The following is a 17,805-nucleotide window of genomic DNA, read 5'->3' on the forward strand; positions in this document are numbered from 1 at the left end:
ATGGAACCATCGCCCTCGCCCGTGGTCTCGCCGCCGAAGGGGTACAGCAGGGGGAGCCCGCTCAGGGCGGTGAAGTCGAACCAATAGAAGCGCTCGGCGCCGGGCGGGAGGTCTCCCCGGGCGAGCAGGTCGAAGAGCCGGCCGGGTGGAAGGAGACGGACAACCAGTTCCTACGTCCGGGGTGCGCGGTGAGCCGCAGGAGCCGCTTGTCCGCGGGGTCCGCCACATCCACGTCGAAGGTGCCCGCCTCCGCGGCGGCCACGCGCACCCGGTCCGCCACGCCCTTGCCCTCGACGTTGAGGACGCACGAGAGGCCCCCGGTTTCAATGCGCACGAGCGGCGGCAGTTTCTTGTTCTGGGCGGCGACCTGGCCGAGCGCCGCCACGAGCATCACGTGCAGGCGTGGGGACTGGCCCGCGCGGCAGGCGCTCTCGTAATTCGGGTAGGGGAGGGCGCCGAGCTTGGATTTGGCCGTCGTGGGCTTGTTCTTGAGGACGAACTCGCACGTTTCGTCGAAGAGCCACAGGGCCTGCTGCCGTGGATCCTCACAGCGGGCGGACGTGAAGCAGACGTCGAAGAACGTCTTCTTGTCCTTCTTGACCAGCTCCACCTTCGCGTTCTCCCCCTCGAGGGCGGCTTGGAGCTTGTCCGGCTTTCCGTCGAACTTGAGGGAGCAGGACAGACCGTCCTCTTTGATGGTCAGCAACTCGAAGGGGACCTTCTTCGCCTTGAGCACGGCGAGCCCCTTCACGAGCCCCCAGCCCACGCGGATGTCCATGGCCGCCAGACAGTCGTTGAAGGAGACGCGGTCCTTGATGAGGAAGAGCGTCTTCTTTCCTTTCGAGAAGACCTTCTCTCCCTCCGCCGTCAGGCCAACGATGAAGTCCTTGTTGGCCTCAGCCCGCTTGAACATCTTGTCATCGAGCTGGGGCCCCTCGCTGGGCGGCACGGGACGCGCGGTGAAGGGGATCATCGCCTCGGTTTGGGGCGTACCGGGGCCCTGGGGCGTCTCGCTGAGCCGCAACGAGATGAAGCCCGGGAGTTCGAGCGGTGCGGGCTCCTCGAAGGGGAAGAACCAGCGCCAGCTTCCATCCGCCAACCGGATGGGCTGCTCGATGACGATGGGATCCTCGCCGTCCAGCTCGCCCACGAGCTTCGGGCGGGGAATGGAGAACTTCGTCTGGAGGAGCTCGGACGAGTGCCTGGGCGACAGGGTCTTGGGGGGCGTCGAGGTATCGGTGAGCTCCAGGGTCCAATCGCCCCAGAAGGACAGTGGGAGGGGTTGCACGATGTTCCCTCCGGGGGCGAACTGCCGGCCCGAGGCGATCGGGAGGGTCTTCGCCCCCTGCCGGGCGAGGAGCGTGACCCGGTTCTCCTTGTCGTAGCCGTAGTCCTCGTCGATGACGGTCACGAGGAGGGATTCACCGAGGCGCCGCTCGCCCGCCTTCTTCACGCCACCGAAGTAGAGCGGGCTCGGGTCTTCCTTGCGGAAGCCCGGTACGGGCCAGTTGTCGCGCACGACGGCCTGCTTCTGCTTGTCGAGCACGTTGAGCAGCCAGACGGACGTGACCGGGTGGAGGTTCTCGAGCAGGTGGCCCGGCGCGAGCGGGCCCGAGTCGGAGAAGAGGGGCGTGCTGGCCTTCTCCTCGCCCTCGATGATCCGGGGGATGTGGGCTTCCTTTTCCGGATCACACCACGCGACCTGCGACACATCCTCTTCCTTCGGATGCTGCTGGCCCTGCTCCTCGAGCGCGGCGATCAACTTCTTGAGGACCGTCCTGGCGTTCTCGGGGACCCACTCGTTCTTCTGGATGAGACGGACGTTGCGCCAGCGCCGGGTGATGCCCTCGACGAACATCCGGCCATCGGCGCCCGGCAGGGACATGGTCTGGTCGATGACGAAGCCGCTCGCCGCCTTGAGGCGCATCCGCTCGGCGAGCGCGGGCACCATCAACGAGAACGAGAGCAGTCCGTTCTTGGCCTCACCGAGCTTCTTCGCGTCGATTTTGAGGCTCGCGGGTTTGCAACCGGCGCTGCTCCCCGCGAAGGGGCCGCACTCACAGCCCTTGAGGGGGCGCGGCATGGGCTTCCACTCGTCCCCGTGCGCCCGCTCGAAGAGCAACTCGAGTTCGTAGCTGCCACCGGAGACCATGCTGTTCTGGGCTGGAGGGGGCAGGTAGACGGTTTCGATCTCGAGCGTCAGCGGGTAGTTGAAGCGGTGGCAGGACTCCCAGTCGGGGGCCTTGGCCTGGGGCGCGAAGGAGGTGTTCTGGTCGAGGAAGTTCGCGACGGCGGGGCCGTAGCCGAAACCGTCGTCATCGGACTGGCTGGACTGGGCGAAGTACTGGTGGGTCGCCTTGTTGAAGTCCGCTTGATCCTCCGGGGGGAGGGTCGTCGTGAGATGGTTCTTGATCTCATCGAGCTCCAGGAAGTTGTCCTGGGTGTCCTCCTTGAGTTCGACGAACCGGGGCTTGCCGCCGTCCTTGGTGTCGATCTTCTCCGCCAGCTCGACGAGCAGCTTGATGCCATTGTCGGGGGCGTCTTCTGGGCTGAACACCTGGAAGTGCATGAACCCCGCGTCGAGCTTCATCTCCTTGCTCTTGCGGGCGGACTCCGGGGCATTGCGCTCGTCCTCGAAGTCCTTGAGATGTCCGTGGAGGATCGCGCTGTGGCCTGGGAGCGGCCGCAAGAAGCCGAGGATTTCTCCAGCTTCCACGGGGAAGAAGGGCTCCGCGAAGGTGATGACCTGGCCCTTCTCGAGCGCGATCAGCGCGGCCTTGAGATTGGCCGGTGGCGCCTTGTAGAGCCAATGGACCTGCCCCTCGCTGTCACAGACGGTGATGTCTTCGAGCGAGAGATTGTCGGCGAGCACCTTGCAGACCCGCTTCGGGCCGCCGGGCTTGGGGGGCTCCTGGTCGGAGGGGGGAACCGGCTCCTGGGCCCAGCGCAGCGTGCCGGGCTCGGCTCCCTGGCCGGAGATGTTGACCCAGGCCCCGAAGCGCCGCTTGTACAGCTCGCGGAACCAGGGGACCTGGCTGAAGTAGTTGTCCAGCATCGTGGGCTTCTGGCTCGGCTTGTCCGCGACACCCGGCGGAAAGACGGGGGAGCTCAGATGCATGTAGAGCGAGTAGAACGTGCCCCGGCGGGGCCTGGCCTGTGAATCGGAGGGCATCTCCTCGAGCTCGTGGCGGACGAGGACGAACCCCGGCCAGTTGCCAAAGGCCTCGAGGACGCCGTCCTGGAGGCACGGGGCCTTGTCCCCGGGAAGGCGGGCGGCCACGACGTAGCCGGGGGCGGCGGCATTGACGGGAGCGAGCTTCTGCTCCGCGGGCGGGAAGAAATGGACACCGCCGTGGAGGTTGCGCTGGAGGCCGAGCACGTAATAGCCACCGATGCCGGTGTCGAGCGACTCGTTGTTGTGGTAGCCCTGCCAGGGGCTGGTGGAGACGGTGTTCCCGCGCAAGGGAAAGCTGTACCTGGGCCGGTTGAAGCTGCTGTCGACCACCTCGGGAGGAGCGTCGGTCTTCACCTCCCGGTAGATGTAGCGTCCACAAGGGCTCTGAGAATGATCCAGGAACAGGTCGTAACTGGAACCAACAGTCTCCGGGTTTTTTTCGAAGAAGACTTTCGCTCGCACCAGATTGAAAGACGCGAACCCTTCTGGGAAGGAACTCTGGGGGCTGATGCCAGAGCGCATTCTGAAGAGCATGTGCGCTGGACCAATCCTGGCGCCCAAATCCACGAAGCCCCTGGGGTTTGGCGTGGACATCCGTCCTCTTTGAACGAGATTGTATTTAGACGATGGATCGGCGGTGACCAACCAGAGTTGCTCCTCCGCTCCAACTTGGATGATACAATAGCCAACAATGGCAATGATATGAAGAGGGTTGCCGAGTCGCTTGCTCCGCATCCCAAAGCCCGTATAGATGACCACCGGGTTGTTGGCTCGCAGGCACTCCATGATGTGGGAAAATCTTTCCCGGATCCGAGCTTCGCTGCCCTTTATCTCGCCGACGGCGTGACGCAGGGGATCGGGAAGCAGGTTGCCAGTGAATTCGTCTTTTGAGTTCGGCGCTCGATAGCGAAGAATACCCCCAAGCCCAATCGGACGGGCTCCCGTTGAAGGGAAGATGCGATTGAGAGGAAGTGGAATCTCTCCATTCGGTTCAAGGCATTCGCCCCCTACTTCGTAATTCGCCTTCGGGTAGGTTGTCCATCCATTCTTCTTGATGGATTTGTCAGCGGGGATTCCGAAAAAGGCGCGCTCACCCGTTGGATATCGGAGATCGAGCACGCATTCTGGGTCCCCGGCTCTCGAGTGCGTAATATATTTTTGCCGTTGGTTCCCACCCCGTATGAGTTGGAAGTAATTATAAAGCATGGACGCCGATGTGCGTCCGCACCAGTCTGACTCTTCAGTTGCCAGCACTTTCTGGCCAAGCAGTGGAACCTTGAGTACGTGCCATTCCTTGGCTTGCCTCTTGATCTCCTCTGGGAATTCGTATTGATCGACAGGGAAGACGCGGAGAAGCGTTCCAGACTTGCTGTCTACCTCCACGATGTTGGTGTCAGCCAGTAGGCCTTGTGCGCTTTCGCTCAAGAAGAATTCTTGCTGGATTCCCATTTCATCCCCCCTGTGGCCACGTCACTCCGTGACGTGGTGGCAATCTCTGTGTTTAATCCTGTTAGGCGCACCCTTGGATGTGGAATAGAAACCATCAGAAGGGGCCGGGGGGGCGGTTTTCCACCGGGAAATGTCTGGTTCGATTGTTGGCCAGGTAATTGTTAGCAACGTCTGGCATTTTTGGGTGATGCATAGTTGTAGGTTGTAGGCAGAGTCGTCTTTCGAGATGTCCTTGATTCTTGCGACCCTTCGCGGGAATTCTCCTTCGGGCAGTTCGCTGGTTTGTATGCTTGCGCGCCGATGGATGTCCACCCGAAGCACATTCCCATTGACGACCCCGCAGTTCATCAGGATGAATTTCTCCCCTGATTGCTCTTGCAGGTTGTACCAAATAGAAGGAAGTGAACGGAATAGTTTGTAGGACTCTGGAGATAGCGTCGGCATCTCCGCCGACTCGTCATCGATGAGCGAGTACTTGGTTTCGCTTGGATCCAAGGTGCGCGCTTCCTTCTGCAAGGAAGCCTTGAGCGCGTCCGAGACCGTCGAGCTGCTTCGCGATTCAACGATGACGTTGAACTCATCATCTTCCGGATCGAATCGGCCCTTCGCTCTTGATTTCATGTGCCCGGTGTAGACGACCAGATTTCCCTCCCGGAACATGGCACTGACGAAGCGGTTGTCCCTGATGCGGAGTTGATGCCAGTCGTACTCGATTTTTTCCAATTCCCGAGTCAGGCACTCCTCATGCGTGAAATTCGACCGCATGATGCTCTGGTTGCACACGACGAGGAAGGACTCGTGGAGGCCGCCCTTGGCCTTGTCCTTGGCGAGTTGCTCGAAGTTGACGTCGAAGAAGAGCTGGGTGAGCAGTTGTGACGCCTGCTCGTTCTGGGGATCCAAGGTGGCCGCGCGCGCCGCGGCGTCCAGTCTCTCCTTGGTGCTCTTCGCCGCGTCCTGGGCCTGCGCCAGCAGCGCCTCCAGGTTGGGCTTGTCCGCCCCCACGAGCTTCTCCAGCGTGAAGCCCTCCGCCTCGCCGCACTTCAGGCGCACCCACCCCTTCTTCTGCGCGCCCTCCAGCTTCTGGCACTCCGTGCCGATGAGGACCTTCTTCACCACCTCCCCATCCGTGCTCGCGCTGCCACGCAGGTTCACCTCCGAGCCCTGGATGTAGACGGGCCCGGCCTCCTGCGCCCGGCTCGGCGCTCCTCCCAGCACCCCCAGGCACAGCGCCCAGGTCCACAGGTGAAACCCACTGCTCTTCTTCCTCATGAATCCTTCCCTCGATAATGTAGGGCGGGGTGGGCCCATGTCAGCGGCACTCGATGCGGCACCGTTGCGTCCGCCATGCCGACGTTCCTCACGAGGAGGAAGCCTGCTCGAAGCGCTGGATGGCGGTCAAGGACGGCTCCGGCCGCGCCACATTCATAGGTTCGGGTTGTTGGGTGCAACTGGGGCCCTCGCTCTGATGAATGGGAGAAAGAGACTCGGGGCGAATCGGCGAATGGTTACGGTTCCATTATTGGATGCCTTCATAGCAATGGTGATAACGAACTTCGTTGGGAGCACCCTTGTTCGTGGAAAAATACTCATTCAGTACGTGGGCTTTTCCATCTGAGCCTTGGAGTTGCTCGGTCTTCCATCGAGCAATACCCGGTTCGTCCGTTGGCCAGGTCAGGGTTTGAGAAGTCTGGCATCCACGGTAATTACATAATTCAAAATGGTGGACGGAGTCGTTCTTTGAAATGTCCTTGATTCTATCGGTTTGTGGAACGTCTTCTACTCGGGGGAGATCACTTCTTTGTATGCTTGCCCTGTGGTGGACATCCACATGAAGTACTCTTCCAACAATGCTCCCGCAGTTCACCAGGATGTATCTTTCTCCGGACCATTCTGTCAGGTTGTACCAAACGGAGGGGAGCGAACGGAATATCCGATAGGCAGCCGGAGACAGCACTGGCATCCCCGCGTATTCGCCCTCGAAGTTTGAGTACCTGTTTGCATCCGGGTCCGCGCTGCGTGCTCCTTTTTGCAAGGAGGCCTTGAGGGCGTCCGCGATCGGTGACCTGCTTCTCGACTCGATGACGATGTTGAATTCATCATCCTCGGGGTCGAACCGGCCCTTCGCTCTCGACTTCATGTGCCCGGTGTAGACGACGAGATTGCCTTCCCGGAACATTGCGCTGACGAAGCGGTCATCCCTGATGCTGAGTTGGTGCCAGTCGTACTCGATTTTTTCGAGTTCATCGGTCAGGCATTGCTCGTGTGTCCTTGGGTTTTGCATACCGCGAGGATTGCACACGACGAGGAAGGACTCGTGGAGGCCGCCCTTTCTCTTGTCCTTGGCGAGCTGCTCGAAGTTGACGTCGAAGAAGAGCTGGGTGAGCAGTTGTGAGGCCTGCTCGTTCTGGGGCTCCAATGTGGCCGCGCGCGCCGCGGCATCCAGGCGCTCCTTGGCGCTCTTCGCTGCGTCCTGGGCCTGTGCCAGCAGCGTCTCCAGATTGGGCTTGTCCGCTCCCACGAGCTTCTCCAGCGTGAAGCCCTCCGCCTCGCCGCACTTCAGGCGCACCCACCCCTTCTTCTGCGCGCCCTCCAGCTTCTGGCACTCCGTGCCGATGAGGACCTTCTTCACCACCTCCCCATCCGTGCTCGCGCCGCCGCGCAGATTCACCTCCGAGCCCTGGATGTAGACGCTCCCGGCCTCCTGCGCCCGGCCCGGCGTCCCCCAAATCACTCCCAGGCACAGCGCCCAGCTCCGCAGGTGAAACCCGCTGGTCCTCTTCCGCATGAATCCTTCCCTCGGGAATGTAGGGTGGGGTGGGCCCGTGTCCGCACCATCCGGTGTGGCACCGTTTCGTCCACCCTTCCGACGTTCCTCACGAGGGGGAAAGCCTGCTTGAAGCGCCGGATTGGGGTCAAGGACGGCTCCGGCCGCGCCACATTCATGCGCTGGCCGCTCCTGCTCCCGCTGCTACGCCGCGACGCGCGGGGGCGCCTCCTTGCCGTCTCCCCGCACCGCCTCCGGCTTCAGCAGGACGAACCGCGTGGCCTCCCGGGCCTCCACCTGGAGCGGCCGCCGGGCCTCCAGGAGCGTGGAGCCGCGCTGGGACACCCTCAGTCCCTCGTGCTCGAAATCCACCGCGCCCGACAACACGAACAGCTGGGAGCCCTCCTCGAGCGCCTGCACCTCTCCTGGCGCCAGCTCGCGGTGCTCGCCGTGCTGGAACAGGCCGAGCCGGTCCTTGCGTCCGAGGAAGCCGTACCGCTCGAACCCGCGCACCAGGTCATCGAAGCGCCGCTCGGCGAACATCTTCCACATCCCCTCGCGCAGACGCCCATCCGCCTCCAGCAGGGGCAGCAGCGCAGAGCGGGGAATGCGCACCACCGTCGAAGTGGTCGCCGTGCGGATGGAGGCCGAGCGGCGCTCGCCCGTGAGCAGGGCGCTCTCCCCGAACACGGTGCCGCCGCCGAGCTCGTCCACGAGCACCTCGCCCTGGGCCGTGGGGGCCAGCACGTAGACCGCGCCGCGCTCGAGCAGGTACAGCTCGTCGCTGGCGTTGCCCGCCTGGAAGACGTACTGGCCCGCGGGCAGCACATGACGCTCCGCGCGCGCGGCGATGCGGCGCAGGGTGGTTTCGTCGAGGTGGGCGAGGAACGGCACGCGGCGCAACGATTGAACCATCTGGGCGGAGCGCACGCGGGCCCCGAGCCAGGTGCGCTGCACCCGGGCCGCGAGTTTCTCCAGGGGCTGGCGCAGCCGCTGTTCCAGCCGCGACAGGGCGACGCTCAGCAGGTTGCTCGGGGTGATGGGCACCACCGTCACCAGTCCGTGCCCCTGGCCGTATCCCGGGTTGGCCTCGAGGAAGTAGCGCGCCGCGGGTTTGTCACAGTGCTTCCAGTACTCCCGCTCCATCTCCGACTCGCGCGTGCGCCAGCCGACGCGGCGGATCAGCGGCCGGGTGGAATCCACCATTTCCTGGCCGAACTCCGAGGCCAGTGAGGACATGAGGGAGAGGAACTCCGGTGGCGTCTCCTGCTCGCGCCGCGGCCACACCTCGCCGAAGTACTTGGTGAGCAGCGAGTAGCTGGACGGGTGCACCAACGAGCCCAGGTAGAACACGCGCCGGCCCGGATGCTCCAGCATGTAGCGTCCCAGCCGCGCCAGGATGAAGCGCGCGTTGACGTTGCCTCCCCGGTAGGCGCGCAGCGAGCCCGCCTCCGCGCGGAACACGGCCAGGGACTCTCCGCCGAGCTGCTTCTCGAAGAGGTGCATGGCGAAGTAGCCGACGATGGCGCCCGCCTCGTTCTTGTGAACGAGGATCCACGTGTGCTCGGCCTTGGACTCGACGACGTAGCGGGCGAAGGCCTCCCGGTCCACGCCGTCGAAGATCTCCTGGTGGACGGCGTAGAGGTCGTCGGTGAGCTGGCGGCGCTCCTCGGCGGACAGGGTGTGGGGGCGGATGACGTCGGTGCTCGTGATGCGGGACATGGTGGCCTCGAACGGGGATGTCGTGTCGTGGGGAGTGGCTTGCCCTGACACGAAGCACTCTGCTCCGAGGGCGGCGGGGAGGCTGTGACGGGGCCAACATCCGGCGAGTGAGCACCGTCACAGGGCGCGAGGGCTGCTAGGGTGCCCGGTCCGACCCAAAGAGAGGTTGCCATGGCCCCCCCCGCGCTTCGTTCCCTCTACCCGCCCCTCGAGCCCTACAACACCGGCCGCCTGCGCGTGTCCACCCTCCATGAGATCTACTTCGAGGAGAGCGGCAACCCGAAGGGCAAGCCGGTCATCTTCGTCCACGGCGGGCCGGGCGGAGGCTCGGATCCCAAGCAGCGGCGCTTCTTCGATCCCTCGGCGTACCGCATCGTCCTCTTCGACCAGCGCGGCTGCGGCAGGAGCACGCCCCACGCGAGCGTGGAGGAGAACACCACCTGGCACCTCGTGGAGGACATGGAGGCGCTGCGACGCCACCTGGGCATCGAGCGGTGGCTCGTCTTCGGGGGCTCGTGGGGCAGCACGCTCGCGCTGGCCTACTCCCAGAAGCACCCGGAGCGCGTCACGGAGCTGGTGCTGCGCGGCATCTTCCTCTTGCGCGAGCAGGAGATCCGCTGGTTCTACCAGCACGGCGCGCACACCTTCTTCCCGGATGCGTGGGAGGACTTCCTCGCGCCCATTCCTCCCGAGGAGCGCGGCGACCTGGTCCAGGCCTACCACCGGCGCCTGATGGGGGAGGATGCCCGGGTGCGGCAGGAGGCGGCGCGGGCCTGGAGTGTCTGGGAGGCTCGGACGAGCAACCTCGTGCCCAATCCGGATCTCGTCGCGCTCTTCGGCCAGGACGCGTACTCGCTCGCCTTCGCGCGCATCGAGTGCCACTACTTCGTCCACCGCGCCTTCCTGCGCAATGACACCCAGCTGCTGGACGACGTGCCGCGCATCCGCCACATCCCGGCCGTCATCGTCCAGGGCCGCTACGACATCCCCTGTCCCATCGAGAGCGCCTGGGCCTTGCACAGGGCCTGGCCCGAGGCGGAGCTGAAGATCATCCCGGACGCGGGGCACTCGGCGTACGAGCCGGGCACCACCGACGCACTCGTCGAGGCCACGGACCGGTTCCGCTCGTAGCTTCCCGCTCAGCCCATGACGGGCAGCACGAGGGCGGAGGGGTGCGCGGGGTCGTGGAAGACGCTCTGGTCGGCGGCCACGAGCGTCTTCGCGGTGGCGAGCGGCTCGCCGCTGCCGGTGTTCCGGGCGTAGCGCGGGTGGGCCCCGCTGGACACCTGGAGCCGGAGGCGGTGGCCCGCGAGGAAGCGGTGGGCGGTGGGCCATAGCTCGAGGGTGACGCGCAGGGTGCCATCCGGCTCGGGGGCGGGCCTGCCGGGAACCAGGCGCAGCAGTCCATCGCAGATGTTGATGGATTTGCCCGAGCCGTCGACGTCGCACAGGCGGGCGAAGAAGTCGGTATGGGCGAGGCTGGAGCGGACGAAGAGCTCGGCCCGGACGGGGCCGATGACCTCGAGATCCTTGTCCAGGGGGGTGCTCGTATACGTGAGGATGTCGGGCCGCGACTCCAATTCGTGGTTGTCTCGGGGGCCCGCCTCGCGCGTCAGGAGCGCGCCGCCCACGGTGGGGGTCGGGTCGGCCGGGTCATAGCGGTAGCGGTCGGGCTCCGAGGCCTCGGGCGTGGCGGGAGACAGGCCCCGGCCGGCTTGCAGGTGCCAGCGCTGAGGACGCGCGCCCGGCGGGGGCCACTCCGAGAAGTCGCGCCAGGTGTTCGCGCCCATGACGAAGACGCGCACGGGCGCCTCTCGCAACAGATGGCGCTCTCCCTTGAGGTGGGCCTTGAGCCACACCAGGGACTCGCGCGCGGCGACCGCCATCCCCGCGGGAGCGACGTGGGTCCAGGGGCCGATGGTCAGGTAGGGGGTGCGTCCGGCCTGGCGGAGCGCGGCGTAGTCGTTCACCTGCCAGGGCAGGAAGATGTCGTACCAGCCGCCAATCAGGTGGACGGGGGCGGTGACCTCGGAGACCGAGCCGCTGAAGTCCGCGGGGTTCCACCACGGGTCGCCCTCCGCGTCGTGCTCGAGCCAGTCCTGGTAGAAGGCAACGCGCTCGCCGACCGCGAGGGTATCCACCTCGTTCAACGGCAGGTGCCGCAAGAGGGGCTTGAGCTTGCGGGCCGCGCCGAGCCGCGCGAGCACTCCGCCCAGCCCGGCCTTCTCCTGGGTGCGCACGAGGTGGACCCAGGACAGCACGGTATCGAGCGAGAAGGCCCCGCCCGCGTACGTCTGGCCCCGGAACTGGGACGCGGTCTCGTGTACCGCCATCGCCTTCAAGGTGGGTCCCGCGTCACGCGCGAGCGCCCATTGCACGAGGCCCAGGTAGCTGGGGCCCAGGGTGGCGAACTCCCCGGAGAACCAGTCCTGCCGCTTCATCCACTCGAGCGTCGCCAGCCCATCGGCCCGCTCGTCGCGGAACGGATCGAACCGGCCCCCCGAGCCGAAGGTGCCGCGGACACTCTGGATGAGCACCTGGAAGCCGCGCTCGGCGAAGAGCCTGCCGAACTGGAGCCCGAAGAAGCTCCCCCTGCCATAGGGCGAGCGCACCAGGAGGGTCGGAAGTCTGTCGCCCCCGCGAGGGACGTACCGGTCCGCCAGCAGCTTGACCCCATCGGGCATCGGTACTTCGAGATCCCGCTCGACGATGACGTCATGGGTGTCCGCGGGGGGCAGTTCCAGGAGACGCGAGAGGACGCGGCTGGCGACGGTCATGGCCGCCAGCCTTAACACCTAGCCCTGCATCTGTCCCTGGGGCGGGAAGCCGTGCTGCTCCCGGCCCTCGTTGCCTTCGTAGACCATGGTCGACTTGAACAGCTCGTAGCGGCCGTCGGCGGCCAGTGGCGCCACGCGCTCGCGCAGGGCGGCCATCTCCTGCTTCGTCATCGGCTTGAAGCCGCGCGCGATGGCCAGGTTCTGCTGGAGGACCTCGAGCGAGTCCATGCCGCTGATGGTGACGGCCACCGGCAGGCTCATCGCGTAGCGCAGGGCTTCCTGCACCGTCACCACGCCCTTCTTCACGGGCTCGGCGTTGCCCGACAGGCTCTTCATGCCCAGGGGCGCCATCTTGCGCCGGAGGACCTCGGGGAGCACCCGCTGCTCGAAACTGCGGAAGGAGCCGTCGAAGACGTTGAGCGGCATCTGCACCGCGTCGAACGGGTAGCCGTGCTTGAGCATCTCCAGGTGCAGGTCCGGGTGCTTGTGCCCGGTGAAGCCCACGAAGCGCACCTTGCCCTGCTTCTTGGCCAGCGTGAGTGCCTCCACCACGCCGTCCTTCTTGAAGTGCAGCTCGGGATCGTTCGGGTAGACGACCTCGTGGATCTGCCAGAGGTCCAGGTGGTCCGTCCGCAGCCGCCGCAGCGAGTCCTCCAATTGCTTCATGGCCACGTCCTTGCCGCGGCCGTGCGTGCACACCTTGGTCATCAGGAACGCCTTGTCCCGGCGGTCCTCGAGGGCCTTGCCCATGATCTCCTCGGAGCGGCCCTTGTGGTAGTCCCAGGCGTTGTCCATGAAGTTGATGCCCGCGTCGAGCGCCTCCTGGATGATGCGGATGCCAACCTTCTCGTCCTCGGGCTTGCCGATGTGGAAGCCGCCCACGCCAATGGCCGAGACCTTCACGCCGGTCTTGCCGAACGGCCTCATGGGAATGGCCTCCGGGCTGGTGGCCGCGCTGCCCTGGGCGCTCGGGCCCTCGGCGGCCTCGGCCTCCGGCCTCGTCCCCAGGCTCGCCGTAACGGCGGCCATTCCGGCCAGATGCAAGAACTTCCTGCGTGACGAGTCCATGCGCTCCTCTCGGTGGTGAACGAGGAAAGCTCGCATGCCGTGGCCCCGCCGCGGCGGCTCCCGGGCCCCCGGTGTCCAGATGTCGACCCCGCGCGTCCATCCCACCCGTTTCACCCACCGTGCTCCTCGCCGTTGGCCTGGATTCCGGCTGGGTGGAAAAGAGGGGTGCCTCGGGAACCCGCCTGGGGAGGAGGGGACCGTTCCCGTTGACGGGACGACCGCTCGGGGGGGCTGGACGACCACTCCCGCACGCGCCCGTGGACGCGGCCCGGTGGGATCTCTATCTTGCGCACCCTCATGGAACGCCCTGCCTCACCCCCTTCTCTGACAGCCCTCGAGCGACTCGTGCAGGAGCGCCCCCTGCCGCGCCATGTGGGTATCATCATGGATGGCAACGGCCGGTGGGCGGAGATGCGTGGCCTGCCGCGAATGGAGGGGCACCGCGAGGGCTCCACCAGCGTGCGCGAGGTGACCCGCTGCGCCCGCCGCGTGGGGCTCAAGGCCCTCACCCTCTACGCCTTCTCCTCCCAGAACTGGGCCCGCCCGGCCGAGGAGGTGGCCGCGCTGATGGACTTGCTGCGCGAGTACCTCGAGAGCGAGCGGGAGGAGATCCTCCAGAACGGCATCCGCCTCAACGCCATTGGCGAGGTGGACAAGCTGCCGCGCTTCGTGAAGGAGCCGTTGGACAGGCTGCGCGCGGAGTCGGCGAAGAACACGGGCATGGTGCTCACCCTGGCGCTCTCCTATGGAGGGCGCGAGGAGCTCCTGCAGGCGGCTCGCCGGGTGGCCGAGGCCGCCAGCCGGGGCGAATTGGTGCCCGAGAACCTGGACAGCGAGACCTTCGAGTCCTATCTCTGGACGCACGATCTGCCCGCGGTGGATCTCGTGGTGCGCACCAGTGGCGAGCAGCGCATGTCCAACTTCCTCCTCTGGCAGATGGCGTACGCGGAGCTGTGTTTCAGCGACGTGCTCTGGCCGGACTTCCGGACCGAGGCCTTCCTGCGGTGTCTGGCGCAGTTCCAGCAGCGCGAACGGCGCTTCGGTCTCACCTCCGCGCAAGTCAAGCGAGAGGACTCCCAGCGGGCCAAGGCGTGAACGAGAAGAACAAGAATCTCGTCGTCCGGGCGGTGTCGGCGTTTTCGTTGCTGCCGGTCGTCGTCTTCCTGCTCTACATGGGTGGCCTGTACACCGCGCTGCTGTTGGGCGTGGCCTCGGCCATCTGTGTCAGCGAGTACTACCTCATTACCCAGAAGGAGCTGTCGCCCGCGGCCTGGGTGGGCATCCTGCTCGCCGGCGCGCTGCCCCTGCTGGCCCTGCGCCATCCCGAGCGCACGGGCGAGGGGGCCTTCTGGGTCACGGCCTTCTTCCTCATCTTCGCCTTCACCTTCCACCTCATCCGGGGCCCCCTGCAGGAGGCGCCCACGCGGGTGGCCCACCTGGTGATGGGGTTCCTGTACGGCTCGGTGGGGCTGACGGCCATGTGCGCCCTGCGCCAGATGCCCGAAGGCCTGATGTGGGTCATCGCCGCGCTCGTCATCACCTGGGCCAATGATACCGCCGCCTACTTCGCCGGGCGGTTCCTGGGCCGGCACAAGCTCTACCCGGCGGTGAGCCCCAACAAGACCTGGGAGGGCTTCGCCGGAGGGCTGGTGGGCTCGGTGGTCGGCATGTTCATCGCCCGGGCCGGCTTCTTCCCCCTGCTCACGGTGACGGACTGTGTGTTCCTGGGCATTTGCGGCGGCATCCTCGGGCCCATTGGCGACTTGTGCGAGTCCATGCTCAAGCGCGCCTATGGGGTGAAGGACTCGGGCCGGGCCATGCCGGGGCATGGCGGCATCCTGGACCGTATCGACGCCCTCGTCTTCAACGCGCCCCTGGTCTTCGTGTACGTCACCTTCCTGCGCGGAGTTCTGCCGTAGCATCGAATGTCCGCTTGCCTGGACGCCGGGCCTCGAAGCGGATTGTCGCGCCGGAGGCCCACGGTTACTGTTGGGCCCATGTTTCAAGACACCGCCCTGTTCATCCTGCTGCTCGGCGTGCTCGTCACCGTCCACGAGCTGGGCCACTTCCTGGTGGCCAAGGCCTGTGGGGTGAAGGTCATCCGCTTCTCCATCGGCTTCGGGCCCAAGCTGTTCGCCTTCACCAAGGGGGAGACGGAGTACCAGGTGGCGCTGCTGCCCCTGGGCGGCTACGTGAAGATGGCCGGCGACGCGCCCCACGAGGAGCTGGCGCCCGAGGACGCCGACCGGGGCTTCCTCAACGCCGCGCCGTGGAAGCGCGCGCTCATCGTGGTGGCCGGGCCGGTCTTCAACCTCGTCTTCCCCATCCTCATCTACTTCTTCGTGTTCGTGGGCGCCCACGAGGCCACCTCCACCCGCGTGGGCTTCGTGGATCCGGCCATGCCCGCGGCCGTCGCCGGCATCCGCCCGGGTGACCGCATCACCTCGGTGGAGGGCGAGCCGGTACGCACCTTCGAGGATCTGCGCGAGGCCTTCGTCGGCCGCTTCGATCGCCCCGTGCCCGTTACCATCGAGCGCGACGGCCAGTCGACGACGCTCAACGTGACGCCGCGCAAGATCGTCGAGTCCAGCGCCGTCGACTCGGTGGAGCGGGGCCAGATTGGCATCCAGCCCATCCGCAAGCCGGCGGTGCTGGGCGTGCCCGCGGGTTCGGTCGCCGCCCAGGCGGGGTTCAAGAGCTTCGACCGCGTCCTGTCCGTCAACGGGGTGAACATCCCGGACGAGGCGGCGCTCCATGAGCAGTTGGCGAAGCTGCAGGGGCCGCTCGAGGTCACCGTGCAGCGCTCGCAGCCGGTGGAGGTGGGCGCGACGACGGGCGGCGTGCCCACCCTCGCCACGGTGAAGCTGGAGCGGCAGCCGGGGGGAGATGGCTTCTCCGCCCTGGGCGCCGAGCCCTCGGACATGTACGTGTCGTCCGTGTTTCCCGGCAGCGTGGCGCAGAAGGCCGGCCTGCGCGCGGGAGACCGGCTGGTGAGCTTCAACGGCGAGCCGCTGCGCTCCTTCAACGTCCTGGCCGGAGAGCTGAGCACCCTCAAGGACAAGCCCTTCACGCTCTCCTGGCGCTCGTCCACGGACGGGCAGGAGCACACGCAGCAGCTCGCCCAGACGATGCGCACCAGCACGGACGAGATGGGTCAGGAGACCTCGCGGCTGGAGCTGGGTGTGCGGCCCTGGCTGCCCTCCTCGGCGGAGCTCTTGCCGGTGGACACGGTGGTGGTGACGCTCGGAGTCGGCGAGGCGCTGCGCGAGGCCGTCGTCGTGGTGCCGAAGATCGTCGGTCAGATGGTGAAGGTCATCGGCGGGCTCGTCAGCGGCCAGGTGTCGACGAAGACGCTCGGCGGCCCGGTGATGATGTACCAGCTGGCCTCCAAGAGCGCGGAGCAGGGCTGGGACAGCTTCCTGCACCTCATGGCCATCATCTCCATCAACCTCGGGGTGATGAACCTGCTGCCCATTCCCATCCTCGACGGCTTCCACCTGCTGTCGGCGTTCTGGGAGGCCATCCGCCGCCGCCCCATTCCGGTGCGCGTGCGCGAGATGGCCAACGTGGTCGGCCTCATCCTGCTCGTGGCGCTCATGGGCATGGCCTTCTTCAACGACATCACCCGATAGGAGGTGGGAATGCGGCGGTTGCTCGTGGGAGTGAGCGTGGGGTTGGGGCTGCTGTCGGGTTGTGCCGCGCGGGCCACCCGGGGCGACGAGGACACGGCGGAGCGCGCTTCCGCCACGCGGGGCTACCTGGAGGAGGGACTCGCCTCCTACTACGCCGATCGCTACAACGGCCGGGCCACCGCCAGCGGTGAGAAGCTGGATCCGAAGAAGTACACCGCCGCCCACCCGAAGCTGCCCTTCGGCACGTGCCTCAAGGTGGTGAACATGGAGAACAACCGCTCGGTGGAGGTGCGCGTCAACGACCGGGGCCCCTACGTGAAGGGCCGGGTGGTGGACGTGTCGCACGTCGCGGCGAAGAAGCTGGATCTGCTGGACAAGGGGCTCGCCCGGGTGCGGCTCTACCGCTGCGCGACCCGCACCTCGCAGCTCGACGTGCAGCTCGACGTGCCCAACGAGTCGCGGGCGGGGTAGAAGCCCTCCCCATGTTCCTCGCGCTCGACTCTTCCACGCTCACGTTGTCCCTGGCCCTGGTGGAGCGGGAGGGCGAGGGGCTGCGCGTCCTCGAGCACCTGGTGGTGGCGCCGCCGCGCAAGCAGAGCGAGGCGCTGCCCGGTGTCGTGGGGGAAGTGCTCGCCCGTCACGGGGTGACGCTCGGCGCGCTGGAGGGGCTGGTGATTGGCCTCGGGCCGGGCTCCTTCACGGGGCTGCGCATCGGCCTGTCGTGCGTGAAGGGGCTCGCGTACGCGGCGCGGCTCAAGGTGGCCGGGGCCTCGTCGCTCGCGGCCGTGGCGCTGGAGGGGCCCGAGGGGCCGCCGCTCTTCGCCCTCGCGGTGGCGCGCAAGGACGACCTCTACCTGGGGCGCTACCGGCGCACGGGCCTGGGTGTGGAGGCCCTGGGCCCCGAGGAGGCCATGAGTCCCGAGGAGGTCGCCCAGCGCATGGCCGCCGAGCCCGAGGCGCTCGCCCTGGGCCCCGCGCTGCCCGAGTACCGCGCGGCCCTGGAGCGCCTGGGCGTGGCCCCGTCGCGGCTGCTCGATGCCCCCACGTTCCCCTCGGCGGTGGCGCTCGCGCACCTGGCGCGGCTGCCCGAGACGCAGTCGCTGGAGGCGCTCTTCGCGCTGGAGCCGCACTACGTGCGTGCCTCCGCGCCCGAGCTCAACCCCAAGTTTCCTCCGCTGCCCGGACCCGCGCCCACCGCGCGTCTCAAGGAAGACTGAC

At 66.4% G+C, this 17,805-nt stretch carries 13 protein-coding genes; 7 read left to right on the forward strand and 6 right to left on the reverse strand.

The window, feature by feature from the left end; genetic code table 11:
* Positions 1-61: 61 nt before the first annotated feature.
* Positions 62-3,529, reverse strand: coding sequence for a M23 family metallopeptidase (locus tag D187_RS31815; protein ID WP_043432374.1), 3,468 nt, complete (start codon positions 3,527-3,529; stop codon positions 62-64).
* A gap of 36 nt (positions 3,530-3,565) precedes the next feature.
* On the opposite strand from D187_RS31815, the gene D187_RS55630 reads away from it, so the two are divergent.
* Positions 3,566-4,066 carry a hypothetical protein gene (locus D187_RS55630; protein ID WP_155893730.1) on the forward strand — a complete coding sequence of 167 codons (501 nt, stop codon included), beginning with the start codon at positions 3,566-3,568 and terminating at the stop codon, positions 4,064-4,066.
* Positions 4,067-4,645: 579 nt separating this feature from the next.
* On the opposite strand, the gene D187_RS31820 is transcribed toward D187_RS55630, so the two are convergent.
* From D187_RS31820 to D187_RS31830, 3 genes are all read right to left on the reverse strand, one after another.
* A complete protein-coding gene (locus tag D187_RS31820) occupies positions 4,646-5,893 on the reverse strand; it encodes a hypothetical protein (protein WP_002624584.1) in 1,248 nt (415 codons plus the stop codon).
* A gap of 247 nt (positions 5,894-6,140) precedes the next feature.
* Positions 6,141-7,409: an SH3 domain-containing protein gene (locus D187_RS50665; RefSeq protein WP_002624585.1), complete on the reverse strand. Its 1,269-nt coding sequence runs from the start codon at positions 7,407-7,409 to the stop codon at positions 6,141-6,143.
* A 183-nt stretch (positions 7,410-7,592) separates the two neighbouring features.
* Entirely contained in the window at positions 7,593-9,110 is a 1,518-nt protein-coding gene (locus D187_RS31830) for a Crp/Fnr family transcriptional regulator (protein ID WP_002624586.1), read from the reverse strand.
* A gap of 171 nt (positions 9,111-9,281) precedes the next feature.
* Here D187_RS31830 and pip point away from each other — a divergent pair, with 171 nt between their 5' ends.
* Positions 9,282-10,241: a prolyl aminopeptidase gene (gene pip / locus D187_RS31835; RefSeq protein WP_002624587.1), complete on the forward strand. Its 960-nt coding sequence runs from the start codon at positions 9,282-9,284 to the stop codon at positions 10,239-10,241.
* Between the two features lie 8 nt (positions 10,242-10,249).
* Here the strand turns inward: pip and D187_RS31840 are convergent, their stop codons facing one another.
* Positions 10,250-11,887 (reverse strand): CocE/NonD family hydrolase, encoded by a 1,638-nt coding sequence (locus tag D187_RS31840; RefSeq protein WP_002624588.1) that lies wholly within the window; start codon positions 11,885-11,887, stop codon positions 10,250-10,252.
* A gap of 18 nt (positions 11,888-11,905) precedes the next feature.
* Positions 11,906-12,955: an aldo/keto reductase gene (locus D187_RS31845; RefSeq protein WP_043432376.1), complete on the reverse strand. Its 1,050-nt coding sequence runs from the start codon at positions 12,953-12,955 to the stop codon at positions 11,906-11,908.
* A gap of 297 nt (positions 12,956-13,252) precedes the next feature.
* Between D187_RS31845 and uppS the strand changes: the two genes are divergently transcribed.
* The 5 genes from uppS (at position 13,253) to tsaB (ending at position 17,804) form a co-directional block, all read left to right on the forward strand.
* Positions 13,253-14,050, forward strand: coding sequence for an undecaprenyl pyrophosphate synthase (gene uppS, locus D187_RS31850; protein WP_043432378.1), 798 nt, complete (start codon positions 13,253-13,255; stop codon positions 14,048-14,050).
* The gene (locus D187_RS31855) at positions 14,047-14,874 is read left to right on the forward strand and encodes a phosphatidate cytidylyltransferase (protein WP_002624591.1); all 828 of its coding nucleotides are present in this window, start codon (positions 14,047-14,049) and stop codon (positions 14,872-14,874) included. The genes uppS and D187_RS31855 overlap by 4 nt, the downstream gene beginning before the upstream one ends.
* 78 nt (positions 14,875-14,952) lie before the next feature.
* A complete protein-coding gene (rseP, locus tag D187_RS31860) occupies positions 14,953-16,587 on the forward strand; it encodes an RIP metalloprotease RseP (protein ID WP_002624592.1) in 1,635 nt (544 codons plus the stop codon).
* 9 nt (positions 16,588-16,596) lie between these two features.
* Entirely contained in the window at positions 16,597-17,058 is a 462-nt protein-coding gene (locus tag D187_RS31865; protein WP_002624593.1) for a septal ring lytic transglycosylase RlpA family protein, read from the forward strand.
* A gap of 11 nt (positions 17,059-17,069) precedes the next feature.
* A complete protein-coding gene (gene tsaB, locus D187_RS31870) occupies positions 17,070-17,804 on the forward strand; it encodes a tRNA (adenosine(37)-N6)-threonylcarbamoyltransferase complex dimerization subunit type 1 TsaB (protein ID WP_002624594.1) in 735 nt (244 codons plus the stop codon).
* Position 17,805 lies beyond the last annotated feature (1 nt).

Source organism: Cystobacter fuscus DSM 2262 (assembly GCF_000335475.2).
GTDB classification, from domain to species: domain Bacteria; phylum Myxococcota; class Myxococcia; order Myxococcales; family Myxococcaceae; genus Cystobacter; species Cystobacter fuscus.

Coding starts and splice junctions, on each gene's coding strand:
- D187_RS55630 (WP_155893730.1), top strand. CDS start 3,566: ATGATCCAGGAACAGGTCGTAACTGGAACCAACAGTCTCCGGGTTTTT.
- D187_RS31820 (WP_002624584.1), bottom strand. CDS start 5,893: ATGAGGAAGAAGAGCAGTGGGTTTCACCTGTGGACCTGGGCGCTGTGC.
- D187_RS50665 (WP_002624585.1), bottom strand. CDS start 7,409: ATGCGGAAGAGGACCAGCGGGTTTCACCTGCGGAGCTGGGCGCTGTGC.
- D187_RS31830 (WP_002624586.1), bottom strand. CDS start 9,110: ATGTCCCGCATCACGAGCACCGACGTCATCCGCCCCCACACCCTGTCC.
- pip (WP_002624587.1), top strand. CDS start 9,282: ATGGCCCCCCCCGCGCTTCGTTCCCTCTACCCGCCCCTCGAGCCCTAC.
- D187_RS31840 (WP_002624588.1), bottom strand. CDS start 11,887: ATGACCGTCGCCAGCCGCGTCCTCTCGCGTCTCCTGGAACTGCCCCCC.
- D187_RS31845 (WP_043432376.1), bottom strand. CDS start 12,955: ATGGACTCGTCACGCAGGAAGTTCTTGCATCTGGCCGGAATGGCCGCC.
- uppS (WP_043432378.1), top strand. CDS start 13,253: ATGGAACGCCCTGCCTCACCCCCTTCTCTGACAGCCCTCGAGCGACTC.
- rseP (WP_002624592.1), top strand. CDS start 14,953: ATGTTTCAAGACACCGCCCTGTTCATCCTGCTGCTCGGCGTGCTCGTC.
- D187_RS31865 (WP_002624593.1), top strand. CDS start 16,597: ATGCGGCGGTTGCTCGTGGGAGTGAGCGTGGGGTTGGGGCTGCTGTCG.
- tsaB (WP_002624594.1), top strand. CDS start 17,070: ATGTTCCTCGCGCTCGACTCTTCCACGCTCACGTTGTCCCTGGCCCTG.